Consider the following 14,576-nt stretch of genomic DNA (forward strand, 5'->3'; position numbering starts at 1 on the left):
AATAAGAATTATTCTCATTGAAACCCATCAATGGAGATGAGACTCATGACTTATTTGATCGATGCCTGGCTGGACCGCCCTCATCCTTACCTCAGGATCCTGCATCGGGAAACCGGGGAAGTCTGCGCGGTGCTTGAAGAAGAAGCCTTGAACGAGCTGCAGGATCAGGGTGATCTGGACGTGAACGGCTTGAGTTCCAGCGAGCCGGTGGTGCTCAAGGAACTGGTACGCAATCTGTTTCTGTTCTGCTATGCCCGGGCGTTGCGCCCGACGAGCGATCTGAACCATAAGATCGAAGTATGAGTAACGCAAACCATGTAGGAGCCGGCTTGCTGGCGATCCAGGCGCCGCGGTGTTTCAGGAACATCGCGGTGATGCTATCGCCAGCAAGCCGGCTCCTACAAGGTAGTCGGGCTTACAGAACGTCAAGCAGCTCGACGTCGAAGACCAGTACGCTGTGCGGCGGAATGCTGCCAACGCCTTGAGCGCCGTAAGCCAGTTCGCTCGGCACGTACAGGCGCCATTTGCTGCCGGCGTTCATCAGTTGCAGCGCTTCGGTCCAGCCGGCGATCACGCCGCCAACCGGGAATTCAGCTGGCTGACCACGATCGTAGGAGCTGTCGAACACAGTGCCGTCGATCAGGGTGCCGTGGTAGTGAGTACGCACGGTGTCTTCACGGGATGGCTTGGCGCCTTCGCCGGCAGTCAGCACTTCGAATTGCAGACCGGAAGCCAGGGTAGTGATGCCATCGCGCTTGGCGTTTTCAGCCAGGAACGCCAGGCCTTCGCCAGCAGCCGCTTCAGCTTTGGCAGCCGCTTCAGCCTGCATGATTTCGCGGATAACCTTGAAGCTCGCGGACATTTCTTCCTGACCCACACGGCTTGGCTTACCGGCGAATGCGTCGGTCAGGCCAGCCAGGATCGCGTCCAGGCTGACGCCCGGCGGCGGGTTGTCGCGCAGTTGGTCGCCCAGCTGACGGCCAATACCGTAGCTGACGCGGGTTTCGTCGGTGGACAGATTTACTTCGGACATGACACTGCTCCGCTGTGCGGACGGCCCTGGAACTTGCCGTGCGTGCACAGCGCATCCCGGAGCGCCCGGAACCAAAAGGGCCAGCAGACTAGCACAGATGTCGATGCGCTGATGAGCGCTGTCAGTGTCGCCAGGCACCTGTATTGATCGGCACCTTCAGGCTTTCCTCTGCATTCGCAACCAACCCGCACATTTCATCATGAACCGAGGTGTGCACGAGGTTGAACGGCAAGGTGGGAAAGGCATGAAGCACTTGACGCGCATGCTCGACCGAACGCAGGTGAATGCCTTGGCCCTTGGCATCATTCAAGGGATACGCAGCACCATGCATGCGTGCTTCCAGCAGGTAGATACCGCCTTCCATGGAGATCAGGTTCAGCTCATCGACTTTCCCGGCGATGGCATAAGCACGTAGCTCTTCGAAGTTCATGGAACGCACCTCACACAGTGGCGAGACAACATCTTTAAGGGATAGGCCTCAGGACCTCAAAGTACAAGCCATAAACGACGCCGCCCGTCTGTTTCACACTTCTTGCAGGAGCGAGGCTCGTTCCTGCAAGGGCCGTGCGTGTCAGTGCTTGGTGAGTTTATCCAGATATCCCATGGCAAAGGCCGATACCACGAAAGTCATGTGAATGATTACGTACCACTTCAAATGCTCGGGATCGACGTTCTTGGCGTCCATGAAGATGCGCAACAGATGGATCGACGAAATCGCCACGATGGACGCTGCGACCTTCATCTTCAATGAAGACGAATCCATGGTGCCCAGCCAGTTGAGCTTTTCCTTGTTGTCATCGATATCCAGTTGGGAGACGAAGTTCTCGTAGCCGGAAATCATCACCATCACCAGCAAACCGCCCACCAGTGCCATGTCGATCAGCGACAGCAGCACCAGGATCAGGTCCGATTCAGCCATCGAGAACACGTTGGGAATGACGTGGAAGACTTCCTGGAAGAATTTCAGCGCCAATGCCAGCAGACCGAGGGACAGGCCAAAGTAGATCGGCGCCAGCAGCCAGCGGGAGGCGTACATTGCATTTTCGATAAAGCGTTCCATTGAATCTCACACATTGGGTTGAAAATGGCCGCGAGTATACCAGCCGCCTGTCCATACCCAGAAGCAGCCAGAAACCATCGGGAAATCCGCAACCTGCACGTGTGTGACAAGGTTTTTCTGCTAGTGTCCAAACCATTGACAGCTCAGCGACATCGGACAGGAAGACGGGAAATGGATGTGCGATTGCCTTTAATGAGCGCCGGGATTTGTCTGGCTCTGCTGATGAGCGGCTGCTCACCCAGCGATGACAAACGCCAGGTCAGCCTCGAGGAAAAAACCGCGCAGTTCGAGAAGGCCCTGGATGCCATTCAGGACCCGAAACTCAAGGATGTCGTGGCCGAGCTGGGTGGCTCGCTGCTGTTGTTCGAACGGGCACAACTCAAACTCGACAGCAAACCCGTGGTCACCGAGTACGGTGAGGACGTCCTTGCGGTGCTCAAGCACTATCCCACGCCCCAGGCGCTGGTCGATACGTACATCAATGGCCTGATTGTGCTGCACAAGGATTCCAGCTCCGATTACCTGACCGACCTGCAACCGGTGTTCCCCTTCAACTTCGACATTCCGGCCGCGTTCCTCTTTCCCCATAGCCTGGAATGGCAGTCGGTGACCCTGAGCAACAAACGCGTGATCGCGTTCCAGCCGGAATGGTCGGAAACCGACCCCGGTATTCAGCTAAGCCCGTCGAGCTCCAATCTGACCAACCCCGACGACCTGACAGTGACTTATCCGTTCATCGATGGCCTGGACGTCGACAACAAGCACCAGCCGCAGCCGGTGAGCCTGCAAGGCAAAGTGGAAGTCATCGCACCTCGCAGGCTTTATAGCTTCGAGCTGACAAAAAAGGACGTTGGCCAGACACGCACCAACGACAACCTCAGCGTCACCTTGCTGAAACTGACAAACAATTACGCCGAGATCGAATTCAACAACAGCGCACCGCTGGCGCCCGAGGTGGGCGCAACGCCACTCAAGCCGCTGATCGTCCAGGCGAAGGACGCCACCGGGCAATTTCTTTCGCGCTCCGGTTCAATCAACGAAACCGCCGCGCAAATTGCCTTCTATCAACAACAGCTCACAAAAATGCAGCAACAAAAAGCCTGGAGCGAGACGTTCGAAAAACAGCTCGAAGAAGAGCAGCGCGCCTTTGAGAAGCAACAAAAGAACCATTACTCCAGGGTGTATTTCAACGGACAGATTGAGACCCTTGAAGTCAGCCTGCTCGACTTCTCGGCGGCCACGGTCACACGCAAGGACCTGGATTTGCCAGTGCGTCGCTTCGACCAGCACACCACCGACAAAACCATCCAGCCGCTGACCTTGCCAGTGGTGGTTTACGACGATCAGGCCCCGAGCTGGCTCAAAGGTGCGACGCTGAGCGAGGAACAACTGAAAAAGAGCGTCAGCATTCGGCAATCGGTGGACGACCCGAGCGCCGCGCGCATTGAGTTCGATCACACCCGAAGTTTCAACGATGAACTGCTGGGCACTTCTTTCAACCCCGGCGATAGCCCGGTCAGCTTCTTTACCGAGGACAGCAACGGAAAACGCGATGAGCCGATCGACCTTCCGCCGGAGGCGTATCAGATCGATCCCCTGCGCGGCATCATCACTTACGATCTGAACCTGTTTGCGCAAACGCCGGCCTACGCGGTGGGCTCCATGCCGCTGTTCCTGGCGACGATCGACAAGCAGACACTCGACGCCCACCAACTGCCTAAAGGCCTGGAATTGAAAGGCAATGCGCTGGTGGTTGATCTGAAGCTGTTTCCCGCACAGGACTGGCGCTTTTTCGCCAGGTACGATAGCGGTCACTACCTCAAGGAGATTCTTTCGGTCATTCACGACGCAAGCGCAGAAGGCCCGGCGTTATTCGGCGTGCATTACTTCTATGGCCAGCCCACTCGTCTGGAAACTTATCAGCGAACCGATCTCACCACCGTGCAATATGGTTTCGAGGTCAAGCTCGACAAGGCTGATACGTCCAGCCTTGACCAGTAGCCCTTTCAATGGTCGGGACGAAACTCGAAGCCGCCCAGGTTGCGGCAACGGCCTCCGTTGATTTCCCGCAGCTGGGCTTGCAGGTGCAGGCACCAGATTTGTGGATCGTCGGCCAGCTCGTAGCCGTGCAGGGTCAGGCTTTCAACTATGGTGTCGAGGATTGATTCAGCCACGAAGGGGCCATGAAACGGGCCCTGGGCCTTGATGGCTGACGGTTGCTCGCCGGCCATTCCGGCGGCAAACAGCAAGGTCCACATGCCCGTATCGCCAGCCAATGGCTTGATGGCGCACTCGATACGGGTCACAAGACCCAGGCATTGACGGGTGAGGCAGAGGTTGCGCGACATGGCGGCGACCCTCGGTAGATCCGGTATTCAGCCCCCACGGGAGAGCTGTCTCGATCCAGTGATTACTGTCGATATCCTTGAGCTGAGAATAGAAGAAAAGTCTGACCAGCACGTCAACTGAGACCAGAAGGCGCCGAATGGTCATTGTGTGAATGTTGACGTCAGAGTGATGGCACTTTTTCAGGATTCATCCAATACAAATGTGGGAGCGGGCTTGCTCGCGAAAGCGGTAGATCAGTCAACAGATGTGTTGAATGAAAAATCGATTCGCGAGCAAGTCGAAACGTCGCACCGCCGCTCCCACAGTGGATCGGGGTGGCCCCGGGAGTTGTATCAGGCCGGTTTGGCTTCGACCAAGGCTTCCTGCGCAGCTTCTTTCTCGGCTTCTTTCAGGTCTTCTTCGCTGATCATTTCCGCAATCACCCGCAGACGCTCCACCACCCGCGCATTCACGCTGCCTTCAGGGAACTCGCCATTTTCATCCGGCGCACCGGCAGGCTCGCCAACCAACAGGCTCAGCGCTTCATCGGCCTGACGCACCGCGTAGACATGGAATTGCCCCGTGCGCACCGCCGCCAGCACCTTCTCGTCCAACATCAGTGTGGCGACGTTGGCCTGAGGAATGATCGCCCCCTGTTCACCGGTCAGCCCGCGAGCCTCGCAGAGGCGGAAGAAGCCTTCGATTTTTTCGTTGACCCCGCCAACCGCCTGCACTTCACCGAACTGGTTGATCGAACCGGTGATCGCAAAGCACTGCTTGAGCGGCGTTTTCGACAAGGCCGAAATCAACGTGCACGCCTCTCCCAGCGACGCACTGTCGCCATCAACGTAACCGTAGGATTGCTCCAGCGCGATACTCGCGGAAATCGCCAACGGGAATTCCTGGGCGTAACGGCTGCCCAGATACCCGGTAAGGATCATCACGCCTTTGGAGTGAATCGGCTGGCCGAGGTTAACTTCACGCTCGATGTCGACAATGCCGCTGCCGCCCGGATAGACCGTGGCGGAAATCCGCGCCGGTACACCGAACGCCGAGTCACCGACTTCCAGCACCGTCAGCCCGTTGCACTTGCCGACCGCTGCGCCATCGGTGTCGATGAGGATGATCCCGGCCAGCATGTCATCGAGAATCCGCGCCGAAACGCGCCCGGTGCGAGTGGCCTTGGCCTTGAGCGCACGCTCGATGTGCCCGGCGTCGGTCATTTCGTCGCCCGCCAGGTGACGAATGAAGTCCGCTTCGCTGACCAGTTGGAACAAGTCGCCAATGCGCGCGGACAAACGTCCCTGATGCTCAGCCAGACGCGCGCTGTACGTCGCCAGGCGCGCCACCGCATCGGCGGTCAGCGGCGCCATGCCTTCTTCGGAGGTGCGGGTTTTAAGTAGCTGGGCGAACTGTTCCAGGCTCTCGTCGACCATCGGGATGTCTTCGTCGAAATCCACCAGGACGCGGAACATCTCCTGGAAGTCCGGATCGAGGTCTTGCAGCGTGTAATACAGTTGTCGGGCACCAATGATGACGACTTTGACCTGCAACGGAATGTGTTGCGGTGTCAGGGTCACGGTGGCCAGGCGACCCAGATCACCCAGCGGCGATTCCATTTTCAGCTTGCGCGATTGCAGGGCGCGCTTGAGCGCATCCCACACGAACGGTTCGCTGAGCATTTTTTCCGCTTCGAGGATCAGGAAACCGCCGTTGGCACGGTGCAGCGCGCCCGGTCGCAGTTGACGATACGTCGTGTAGAGCGCGCCCTGATCGGTGCTGTATTCGATGCGGCCAAACAGGTTTTCGTAAGTCGGGTGCGGTTCGAACACCACCGGCGCACCGCCGCTGGCCGAATGACCGACCATCAGGCTCGGCGCGTATTGCTCTTCCAGCATCTTGCGGGCAACAGCGTCGGCTTTGCTGTCGTCCACCAGTTGCTCGACCACGGTTTTCAGCAGATAAACCTGCATCGCCTGCAGGTAACCGCACACCGCCGCGTTCTCGGCGTATTTCTCCGACAGCGGCGACAATAACGGCTGCAAGGCCAGGGTGATGGTTTCTTCGTTGAGGTGGCGCAGTTGATTGCTCGACTCACGCTTCCATTGCGGCAGGCTGGCGAGCTCTTCGTTCAGGCGCTCTTCCAGTCCGGAAATATCATCGTGAAAACGCTCGCGATCGGCTTCCGGCAACTGGGCGAATTCCGCTTCATCCAGTGCCTTGCCTTCACTCATCGGGGTAAACGCGATGTTGCTGGCATCGCGGTAAAGCGCGACGTCTTTCTCCAGCGCCAGGCGCTCGATGATGTCCAGCGCCTTGTCATAGCGCTGGTTGAAAGCGCGGTCGATGGCGCTTTTCTTCTGCTGGTAGGACGGGTGTTCGAACACCGCGGGAAAAGTCGCCAACAGGTTGTCGATCAACCCGTTGATATCACCGATGAACGCGCCGGCAGTGCCCGAGGGCAATTCCAGGGCGCGGGGCTCGCGGGGCTCATCGAAATTGTTGACGTAGACCCAGTCGGCCGGGGTCTGCAAGCGTTTGCCTTCGGCCTTCAGGTAGCGTTTGACGAACGAAAACCGGCCAGTGCCAGGCTCGCCCATGACGAATACGTTGTAACCGGGGCGTGGCATGGCCACACCGAACTGCAAGGCTTCGACCGCACGTTCCTGGCCAAGCACACCGCGGAAGGGCTCCAGATCATTGGTGGTAGAGAAGCTGAACTGTTCAGCGGAAAACGGACGAGTCAGCGCTTCGGGCGCTAGACGCAAGCTGGCAGCAACAGGATCAGGCATCGGGCTTCCTTACATCAGGCGGGGCAGATAGCGGCATTCTGGCGCTGCCCATACCCCACTGGCAAGGCGCGCCTTTAGCCAAAGCATAGCTAAACGGCTATCCCCGGGCGGACCGGGTCTAAATCAACGTTTTCAACGAATATTTCGCAAAATGTGACGGAACCCTTGGAACGTGCCTAAACTCCAAACTGCGCGGCTGGAACAATAACCGGCCCACTGGCGCCAGATCGGGCCAGAACCCTTGTCCATTGGTATGCACATAAAGAGAACAAAGCTATGAAACGGATTCTTCTCGGTACTCTCTTCACCGCTGTATCCATCAACGCCATGGCCCAAGCACCAGGTGGCCCGGATTGCGGTTGGGGCAACATGCTGTTCGAAGGTCAGCGTGGCACCCCGGCTCACTTCCTGGCATCCACCACCAACGGCACTTCCGGTAACGCAACCTTCGGTATGACCTCCGGTACCAACGGTTGCTCGACTAATGCGTCGCTGACCTATGGCGGCAAATCCTGGATTGCCATGAATGGCATGATGAACGAGCTGTCCGAAGACATGGCCAAGGGTCAGGGCGAAGCGCTGACCACTTACGCCGTGGTACTGGGCGTGGCGCCGGAAGACCGTGCGCACTTCGCCGCCGTCACTCATGAGCACTTCCAGCAGATCTTCAGCAAGGCTGACGTGACCGCTGACGACGTGCATACCAACACCCTGGCCGTTCTGAAGAGCGATCCGCGTCTGGCCAAGTACGCCACTCAAGCTTAAGCTCGACCCGCCCGTTCCTTTAGGGGAGCGGGTTTTGTTTTTTTGGACCTGTCCCTTTTCGGCCATATCCTCCAACTGTAGGAGCCGGCTTGCTGGCGATGGTATCGACGCGGTCGTTCACATACACCGCGGTGATGCCATCGCCAGCAAGCCGGCTCCTGCAAGGACGGATCTTCCGTACCGGGTCTTTATTTTTTTCGACTTAAGTTGCCCACTATGCTCAAACGCCTTGCCTGGCTGGCGCTCTGTGTCTGCGCCCCGCTGTCCGCCGCGCCACACATCGACAATCAACGTTTGCAGCAACTGGCCAATGATCCCTTCTGGCTTTCCCTCGGTCATTACGAAACCGCCAAGCTGGGCGGCTGGCGCAGCTATGTCAGCGACAGGAAGTTCTTTCTGGCGCCCGACGGCAATGAACATCCCGACCGGGAACTGGCCGCGACCGTGCAGGCGCTCTATGCCCCAGCCAGTGCCGGCGAGCAACACGCGCAATGTGTCTACCCGGCGCGTACTCGCTGGCTGAAAGCACAACTCAACCTGACCGACCTGCCGCCCCTGGACTGCACCGAGTTCAAGCAATGGTTCAAGGATGTCTCGCCCCACAGCGCGGTGATGATTTTCCCGGCGGCGTATCTGAACAGCCCGTCATCGATGTTCGGCCATACCCTGCTGCGCATCGATCAGGCAGGTGTGCAGAGCGACAAGACGGCGCTGCTCAGCTATGCGATCAACTTCGGCGCCTACATCGAAGGCTCGGACAACAGCATCCTCTACGCCTGGAAGGGCTTGATGGGCGGCTATCCGGGCCTGTTCGCGCTGGTGCCGTACCAGGAAAAACTCTCGGAATATCGCAGTCTCGAGAACCGTGACCTGTGGGAATACCGGCTGAACCTGACGCCACAAGAAACCGAGCGCATGGTCGAGCATGTCTGGGAGCTCAAGCAGATCCAGTTCGACTATTTCTTCTTCGACGAAAACTGCTCCTATCGCCTGCTGGAGCTTTTGCAGGTAGCGCGCCCGAGCCTGCGCCTCACTGAACAATTCCCGCTGACCGCGATTCCAACCGACACCGTCAAAGCCGTGAAAGAAGCAGGCCTGGTGGAATCCATTCAATATCGTCCGTCCCGCGAGCGTGAGCTGCTGAGCCGCGCCGAGCCGCTCACCGATGAAGAACAGCAGTGGGTACTGAAAGTCAGCGCCGACCAGAAACAATTGCAGGAACCGGCGTTCAAGGCGCAACCCCGCGCGCGCCAGGCACTGATCATCGACGCGGCTTACCGGCTCGAACGCTACCGCGCCAACGGCCAGGAACGCGACCCGCAACGGGCCCAACGCAGTTTCGAATTGCTGCGGGCGATCAACCAGAACCCGCCCCCCGAGTTGGACATTCCGCAACCCGGTTTGCCTGAGGACGGCCATGAGTCCCGCACCTGGCAGGCGGGCATCGGCACCCGGGGCGACAAGGCGTTTGGTGAATATGGCCTGCGCATGGCCTATCACGACCTCAACGACAACTCCGAAAGTTTTCCCCTCGGCGCGCAGATTGAAATCCTGCAGATGAAACTGCGCCAGTACGAAGGCAATCAATGGCAGTTGCAGCAACTGGACCTGGCGACCATTCGCTCCCTGACGCCGCGCAACGAGCTGTTGCAGCCGTTGTCGTGGCAAGTCACCGGCGGCCTTGAGCGCGTGCCGGGCAAACATGACGATGAAACGCTGGTCAGCCACGTCAACGGCGGTGGCGGCGGCACCTGGCAGTTGAGCGAGGACATGCTTGGTTTTGCCTTGGGCACGGTGCGCGTTGAGCACCACAACGACTTCGCGGGTTTCATTGCACCGGCGGCGGGTTTCAATAGCGGTCTGTTGTGGAAGAACCCGCTGGGCAATTTCAGCCTTGAAGCCAAAGGCGATTTCTTCACCAATGGCGAAGTACGTCGTAGTGTGAGTCTGAACCAACAGTGGGAGTTGTCGCGCAACCTGGGCCTGCGCCTGAGCGCCCAGCGCGAATTCAGCCACCTCGCCTCGCCCGAGAACGAAGTGATGCTTGAGATGAAGTGGTATCACTATTGACCTGTAGGAGCCGGCTTGCTGGCGATGGCATCACTGCGGTGTAACCTGAATGACCGCAGTGACGCCATCGCCAGCAAGCCGGCTCCTACAAAGGGATTTCGCTACCTGACAGATTCATCACACTCCTTTCACGAACGCCTCACGAATCCACTCCTAGACTTCACGTATAGGTCGTCGAATGGCCGGGAGTCCGAGATGTGGCGTTGCGTGGGTGTAGTGGCTGTATTGATGTTGATCGCGGGCTGCCAGACGACCCACGAAGACCTGATTGCCAAGGGCTATCCACCGGCCTTCGCCGATGGTTTCGACGACGGCTGCAGCAGTGGCCGGCAAGCGGCCGGGGCGATCACCGGTGAGTTTCGCAAGAACGTGCCGCGTTATCTCAAAGACAAGCAATACGCCGAAGGCTGGAGCGATGGTTTTCGCCAGTGCCAGGCCATGCGCGAAAGCGAGGATCGCGAGGACTATCGCAGCCACCATTGGGACGAGCGTGAAAGAGCCTGGCAGCAACAGAAAGACCAGGACGCCGCCCGTGCGTTTCGCTCGCAATGAGTCGCTTTCAGACATCCATCGAAACTAAAAGACCATGACCATGGCCCAAACCCTATAACGGGAGAAAACCATGAGTCGCGCCTTCGTCAATGAAGATAACGCCGCCGCACAAGCCGATCAGCCAGTCGAACGGCAGGTCAGCGCGCAGCCCAATTACGTCACGCCCACGGGGTTGGCCCAGTTGCAGGAGAAGGTCGCCCAATTGCAACAATTGCACAGTGAGCAATCGGCCAAAGGTGAGCACGCCGACAAGCAACGCCTGGCGGACCTCGAACGAGATTTGCGGTATTTCAACCAGCGCCTGCAAAGCGCCCAGGTCGTGACCGCCGCGAACTCAACGCAAAAAGTGCAGATCGGCAGCCATGTGACCTTCGCCGACGAACACAACACCGAGCAGACCGTGCAACTGGTCGGCGAAGATCAGGCCGACGCCTCTGCGGGCCTGATCAACTGGGGCTCACCATTGGGCCGGGCGTTGCTCGGGGCGCAACTCGGCGACGAGGTGCTGTGGCAACGCCCGGCCGGCGATCAGATGATCGAGATCATCCGTATCGAACCGGCTTAAACCACGCCCTGGGCGAGCATCGCGTCGGCAACCTTGACGAAGCCGGCGATGTTCGCGCCTTTGACGTAGTTGATCCGGCCATTCTCTTCGCCGTAATGCACGCAAGCGTGGTGGATCGATTGCATGATCGCGTGAAGCTTGCTGTCCACTTCTCCACCGGTCCACAACAAGCGCATGGCGTTCTGTGACATTTCCAGCCCGCTCACCGCGACACCGCCGGCATTGGAAGCCTTGCCCGGCGCAAACAGAATCCCCGCCTCGATAAACAGGTCCACCGCTTCGAGGGTAGTCGGCATGTTTGCCCCTTCCGCCACACAGATGCAGCCGTTGCGCAACAACGTGCGAGCCGCTTCGGCATCCAGTTCGTTTTGTGTAGCGCAGGGCAGAGCGATGTCGCAACTCAGCGCCCACGGGTGCTGGCCGGCCTTGAACTCCAGGTCAAAACGGCCGGCCAGTTCACTGATACGCCCGCGCTGGACGTTTTTGAGTTCCAGTACTGCCCGCCACTGCTCTTCGGTCAAACCGCTTTCGCAGTACAGCGTGCCCTCGGAGTCGGACAACGAAATCACTTTGCCGCCCAGGTCCATGACCTTGCGCGCCGCGTATTGCGCAACGTTGCCGGAACCAGAGATGGCCACGCGCTTGCCTTCGACGGTTGCACCGCTGCGCTTGAGCATTTCTTCAGCGAAGTACACGCAACCAAAACCGGTGGCTTCCGGGCGAACCAGGCTGCCGCCATAGCTCGGGCCCTTGCCGGTCAACACGCTGGTGAACTGGTTGCTCAGGCGCTTGTATTGGCCAAACAGAAAACCGATCTCGCGAGCCCCGACGCCGATATCACCGGCCGGAACGTCGACGTCCGCTCCGATATGACGATACAGCTCGCTCATGAAGGCCTGGCAGAACCGCATGACTTCAGCATCGCTTTTGCCTTTTGGATCGAAGTCCGACCCACCCTTGCCACCGCCCATCGGCAACGACGTCAGCGAGTTTTTGAAGGTCTGTTCAAAGGCAAGAAACTTCAACACCCCAAGGTTCACCGAAGGATGGAAACGCAGCCCGCCCTTGTACGGACCGATAGCGCTGTTCATCTGGATGCGGAATCCGCGATTGACCTGCACTTTGCCTTGATCGTCGACCCACGAAACCCTGAAAACGATTGCCCGCTCCGGTTCGCAAATCCGCTCCAGGATTCCGGAGGTCAGATAGTGCGGATTGGCTTCAAGAAACGGCCAAAGGCTGCGCAGGACTTCTTCGACGGCCTGATGAAATTCGGGTTGGTCCGGGTCGCGTTTTTTCAGACGGGCAAGGAAGGATTCAACGGATTCGATCATGGATAAGTCTCGGCAAATTTATTGTCGTTGGAAGAGATTGGGCCGGACTTTAGCAAACTGACCGCGCACCACGACAGCGCAAAATGTCGCACTTATGAAAATAAATGGTGCGCTGGATATAAATTAATGCGGATCTGGACGATATTTGCACCCAAACAGGGAGTCGCGATTTGAATAGTGCACCGTCATGGATTTCGCCTCTTCGAGCAAGCCCGCTCCCACATGTGATCTGTGGTGGTCACGAATCCGCAGTCCACTGAAAATCAAATAATGTGGGGGCAGCTCGCGAAATGTCGCACCGCGGCGCCACCAAAAGACCAAAAAAAAACGGAGCCCCGAAGGCTCCGTTTTTTCATGCAACCAACCTGGAATCAGGCCAGTTTCTTGTGCCGTACACGATGCGGCTGGGCAGCCGCTTCGCCGAGGCGTTTTTTGCGATCGGCTTCGTACTCGGTGTAGTTGCCTTCGAAGAACACCGCTTGCGAGTCGTCTTCGTACGCCAGGATGTGGGTCGCGACGCGGTCAAGGAACCACCGATCGTGAGAGATCACAATGGCGGCGCCCGGGAAATCCAGCAGGGCTTCTTCCAGGGAACGCAGGGTTTCAACGTCGAGGTCGTTGGACGGTTCGTCGAGCAGCAGGACGTTGCCGCCCTCCTTCAGGGTCAGGGCCAGGTGCAAGCGACCGCGCTCACCACCGGACAGGTCCTTGACGAACTTCTGCTGATCGCCGCCCTTGAAGTTGAAGCGACCGACGTAAGTACGCGACGGAATCTCGTAGTTGCCGATGCGGATCTGATCCGAACCGTCGGAGATTTGCTGGAACACGGTCTTGCTGCCGTCCAGGTCTTCACGGCTCTGGTCGACGCACGCCAGTTGCACGGTTTCGCCGACTTCGATGGTGCCCGAATCCGGAGTTTCCTTGCCCATCAGCATACGGAACAGCGTGGATTTACCCGCGCCGTTACCGCCGATCACGCCAACGATGGCGCCTTTCGGCATCGAGAACGACAGGTTGTCGATCAACACGCGATCGCCGTAGCCCTTGGTGACGTTCTTGAACTCGATGACCTTGTCACCCAGGCGCGGACCGGCCGGGATGTAGATCTCGTTGGTTTCACTGCGCTTCTGGAATTCCTGCGATTGCATTTCTTCGAAGCGTTGCAGACGAGCCTTGGATTTGGACTGGCGGGCCTTGGCGCCTTTGCGCACCCACTCCAGTTCTTCCTTCATGGCTTTTTCGTGGGCCGACTGCTGCTTGGATTCGGCAGCCAGACGATCGGACTTGGCTTCGAGCCAACCCGAATAGTTGCCCTCGTAAGGAATGCCCGCGCCGCGGTCAAGTTCCAGAATCCAGCCGGCGACGTTGTCCAGGAAGTAACGGTCGTGCGTGATCGCAACGACGGTGCCCGGGAAGTCGTGAAGGAAGTGTTCCAGCCAGGCGACGGAGTCGGCGTCCAGGTGGTTGGTCGGTTCGTCGAGCAGCAGCATGTCGGGGGCGGACAGCAGCAGGCGGCACAGGGCCACACGACGCTTTTCACCACCGGAAAGGAATTCGACCTTGGCGTCCCACGCCGGCAGACGCAGCGCATCGGCGGCGACTTCCAGTTGGCGGTCCAGGTTGTGACCGTCGCTGGCTTGCAGGATGGCTTCGAGCTTGGCCTGTTCGGCTGCCAGTTTGTCGAAGTCGGCATCTTCTTCAGCGTAAGCCGCGTAGACCTCGTCCAGGCGCGCCTGGGCGTTCTTGATCACGCTGACCGCTTCCTCGACCACTTCACGCACGGTTTTGGTCGGGTCCAGGATCGGCTCTTGCGGCAGGTAGCCGATGTTCAGCTCCGGCATCGGACGGGCTTCACCTTCGAACTCGGTGTCGACGCCAGCCATGATTTTCAGCAACGTGGATTTACCCGAACCGTTGAGGCCGAGCACGCCGATCTTGGCGCCGGGGAAGAAGGACAGCGAAATGTTTTTCAGGATTTCCCGCTTCGGCGGAACAACTTTGCCCAGCCGATGCATGGTGAAGACGTATTGAGCCATGGAGAACCTTGGGTCAGTGACAGATGAATGATTAGGGCGCA

General features: G+C 58.6%; 13 protein-coding genes. 6 read left to right on the top strand and 7 right to left on the bottom strand.

Annotation, left to right across the window (positions count from 1 at the left end):
* The first annotated feature begins 45 nt into the window (after positions 1 to 45).
* On the top strand, positions 46 to 303 hold the full coding sequence (locus tag FBY04_RS18300) for a hypothetical protein (protein WP_084319505.1): 258 nt from the start codon (positions 46 to 48) through the stop codon (positions 301 to 303).
* Positions 304 to 415: 112 nt separating this feature from the next.
* Here the strand turns inward: FBY04_RS18300 and FBY04_RS18310 are convergent, their stop codons facing one another.
* The 3 genes from FBY04_RS18310 to FBY04_RS18320 form a co-directional block, all read right to left on the bottom strand.
* Positions 416 to 1,033, bottom strand: a complete 618-nt coding sequence (locus FBY04_RS18310; RefSeq protein ID WP_017340863.1) for an FKBP-type peptidyl-prolyl cis-trans isomerase — start codon at positions 1,031 to 1,033, stop codon at positions 416 to 418.
* 121 nt (positions 1,034 to 1,154) lie between these two features.
* The gene (locus tag FBY04_RS18315) at positions 1,155 to 1,463 is read right to left on the bottom strand and encodes a DUF6482 family protein (protein ID WP_084319507.1); all 309 of its coding nucleotides are present in this window, start codon (positions 1,461 to 1,463) and stop codon (positions 1,155 to 1,157) included.
* 141 nt (positions 1,464 to 1,604) lie between these two features.
* Positions 1,605 to 2,093 carry a TIGR00645 family protein gene (locus tag FBY04_RS18320; RefSeq protein ID WP_034148219.1) on the bottom strand — a complete coding sequence of 163 codons (489 nt, stop codon included), beginning with the start codon at positions 2,091 to 2,093 and terminating at the stop codon, positions 1,605 to 1,607.
* A 171-nt stretch (positions 2,094 to 2,264) separates the two neighbouring features.
* Here FBY04_RS18320 and FBY04_RS18325 point away from each other — a divergent pair, with 171 nt between their 5' ends.
* On the top strand, positions 2,265 to 4,094 hold the full coding sequence (locus FBY04_RS18325; RefSeq protein WP_145316041.1) for a hypothetical protein: 1,830 nt from the start codon (positions 2,265 to 2,267) through the stop codon (positions 4,092 to 4,094).
* 5 nt (positions 4,095 to 4,099) lie between these two features.
* Here the strand turns inward: FBY04_RS18325 and FBY04_RS18330 are convergent, their stop codons facing one another.
* Together FBY04_RS18330 and FBY04_RS18335 are read right to left on the bottom strand one after the other, a co-directional pair.
* Positions 4,100 to 4,441 carry a hypothetical protein gene (locus tag FBY04_RS18330; protein ID WP_017340866.1) on the bottom strand — a complete coding sequence of 114 codons (342 nt, stop codon included), beginning with the start codon at positions 4,439 to 4,441 and terminating at the stop codon, positions 4,100 to 4,102.
* A 333-nt stretch (positions 4,442 to 4,774) separates the two neighbouring features.
* Positions 4,775 to 7,213, bottom strand: coding sequence for a Lon protease family protein (locus tag FBY04_RS18335; RefSeq protein WP_084319511.1), 2,439 nt, complete (start codon positions 7,211 to 7,213; stop codon positions 4,775 to 4,777).
* 276 nt (positions 7,214 to 7,489) lie between these two features.
* Between FBY04_RS18335 and FBY04_RS18340 the strand changes: the two genes are divergently transcribed.
* From FBY04_RS18340 to FBY04_RS18355, 4 genes are all read left to right on the top strand, one after another.
* Positions 7,490 to 7,978 (top strand): DUF3015 domain-containing protein, encoded by a 489-nt coding sequence (locus FBY04_RS18340; protein ID WP_008154254.1) that lies wholly within the window; start codon positions 7,490 to 7,492, stop codon positions 7,976 to 7,978.
* 216 nt (positions 7,979 to 8,194) lie between these two features.
* Entirely contained in the window at positions 8,195 to 10,048 is a 1,854-nt protein-coding gene (locus tag FBY04_RS18345) for a DUF4105 domain-containing protein (protein WP_145316043.1), read from the top strand.
* Between the two features lie 195 nt (positions 10,049 to 10,243).
* Positions 10,244 to 10,600: a hypothetical protein gene (locus tag FBY04_RS18350; RefSeq protein WP_145316045.1), complete on the top strand. Its 357-nt coding sequence runs from the start codon at positions 10,244 to 10,246 to the stop codon at positions 10,598 to 10,600.
* A 70-nt stretch (positions 10,601 to 10,670) separates the two neighbouring features.
* Positions 10,671 to 11,165 carry a GreA/GreB family elongation factor gene (locus FBY04_RS18355; RefSeq protein WP_145316048.1) on the top strand — a complete coding sequence of 165 codons (495 nt, stop codon included), beginning with the start codon at positions 10,671 to 10,673 and terminating at the stop codon, positions 11,163 to 11,165.
* Here the strand turns inward: FBY04_RS18355 and gdhA are convergent.
* Positions 11,162 to 12,499, bottom strand: coding sequence for an NADP-specific glutamate dehydrogenase (gene gdhA / locus FBY04_RS18360; RefSeq protein WP_145316050.1), 1,338 nt, complete (start codon positions 12,497 to 12,499; stop codon positions 11,162 to 11,164). The genes FBY04_RS18355 and gdhA overlap by 4 nt on opposite strands.
* Positions 12,500 to 12,870: 371 nt before the next feature.
* The gene (gene ettA, locus FBY04_RS18365) at positions 12,871 to 14,535 is read right to left on the bottom strand and encodes an energy-dependent translational throttle protein EttA (protein ID WP_084319521.1); all 1,665 of its coding nucleotides are present in this window, start codon (positions 14,533 to 14,535) and stop codon (positions 12,871 to 12,873) included.
* Positions 14,536 to 14,576 lie beyond the last annotated feature (41 nt).

It is taken from the genome of Pseudomonas sp. SJZ080 (assembly GCF_007828295.1).
Taxonomy (GTDB): Bacteria; Pseudomonadota; Gammaproteobacteria; order Pseudomonadales; family Pseudomonadaceae; genus Aquipseudomonas; species Aquipseudomonas migulae_A.

Excerpts from the sequence above, each read along its gene's own strand:
- FBY04_RS18350 (WP_145316045.1), top strand. The coding sequence starts at position 10,244 with ATGTGGCGTTGCGTGGGTGTAGTGGCTGTATTGATGTTGATCGCGGGC.
- ettA (WP_084319521.1), bottom strand. The coding sequence starts at position 14,535 with ATGGCTCAATACGTCTTCACCATGCATCGGCTGGGCAAAGTTGTTCCG.
- gdhA (WP_145316050.1), bottom strand. The coding sequence starts at position 12,499 with ATGATCGAATCCGTTGAATCCTTCCTTGCCCGTCTGAAAAAACGCGAC.
- FBY04_RS18315 (WP_084319507.1), bottom strand. The coding sequence starts at position 1,463 with ATGAACTTCGAAGAGCTACGTGCTTATGCCATCGCCGGGAAAGTCGAT.
- FBY04_RS18345 (WP_145316043.1), top strand. The coding sequence starts at position 8,195 with ATGCTCAAACGCCTTGCCTGGCTGGCGCTCTGTGTCTGCGCCCCGCTG.
- FBY04_RS18330 (WP_017340866.1), bottom strand. The coding sequence starts at position 4,441 with ATGTCGCGCAACCTCTGCCTCACCCGTCAATGCCTGGGTCTTGTGACC.
- FBY04_RS18325 (WP_145316041.1), top strand. The coding sequence starts at position 2,265 with ATGGATGTGCGATTGCCTTTAATGAGCGCCGGGATTTGTCTGGCTCTG.
- FBY04_RS18320 (WP_034148219.1), bottom strand. The coding sequence starts at position 2,093 with ATGGAACGCTTTATCGAAAATGCAATGTACGCCTCCCGCTGGCTGCTG.
- FBY04_RS18355 (WP_145316048.1), top strand. The coding sequence starts at position 10,671 with ATGAGTCGCGCCTTCGTCAATGAAGATAACGCCGCCGCACAAGCCGAT.
- FBY04_RS18340 (WP_008154254.1), top strand. The coding sequence starts at position 7,490 with ATGAAACGGATTCTTCTCGGTACTCTCTTCACCGCTGTATCCATCAAC.
- FBY04_RS18335 (WP_084319511.1), bottom strand. The coding sequence starts at position 7,213 with ATGCCTGATCCTGTTGCTGCCAGCTTGCGTCTAGCGCCCGAAGCGCTG.
- FBY04_RS18310 (WP_017340863.1), bottom strand. The coding sequence starts at position 1,033 with ATGTCCGAAGTAAATCTGTCCACCGACGAAACCCGCGTCAGCTACGGT.
- FBY04_RS18300 (WP_084319505.1), top strand. The coding sequence starts at position 46 with ATGACTTATTTGATCGATGCCTGGCTGGACCGCCCTCATCCTTACCTC.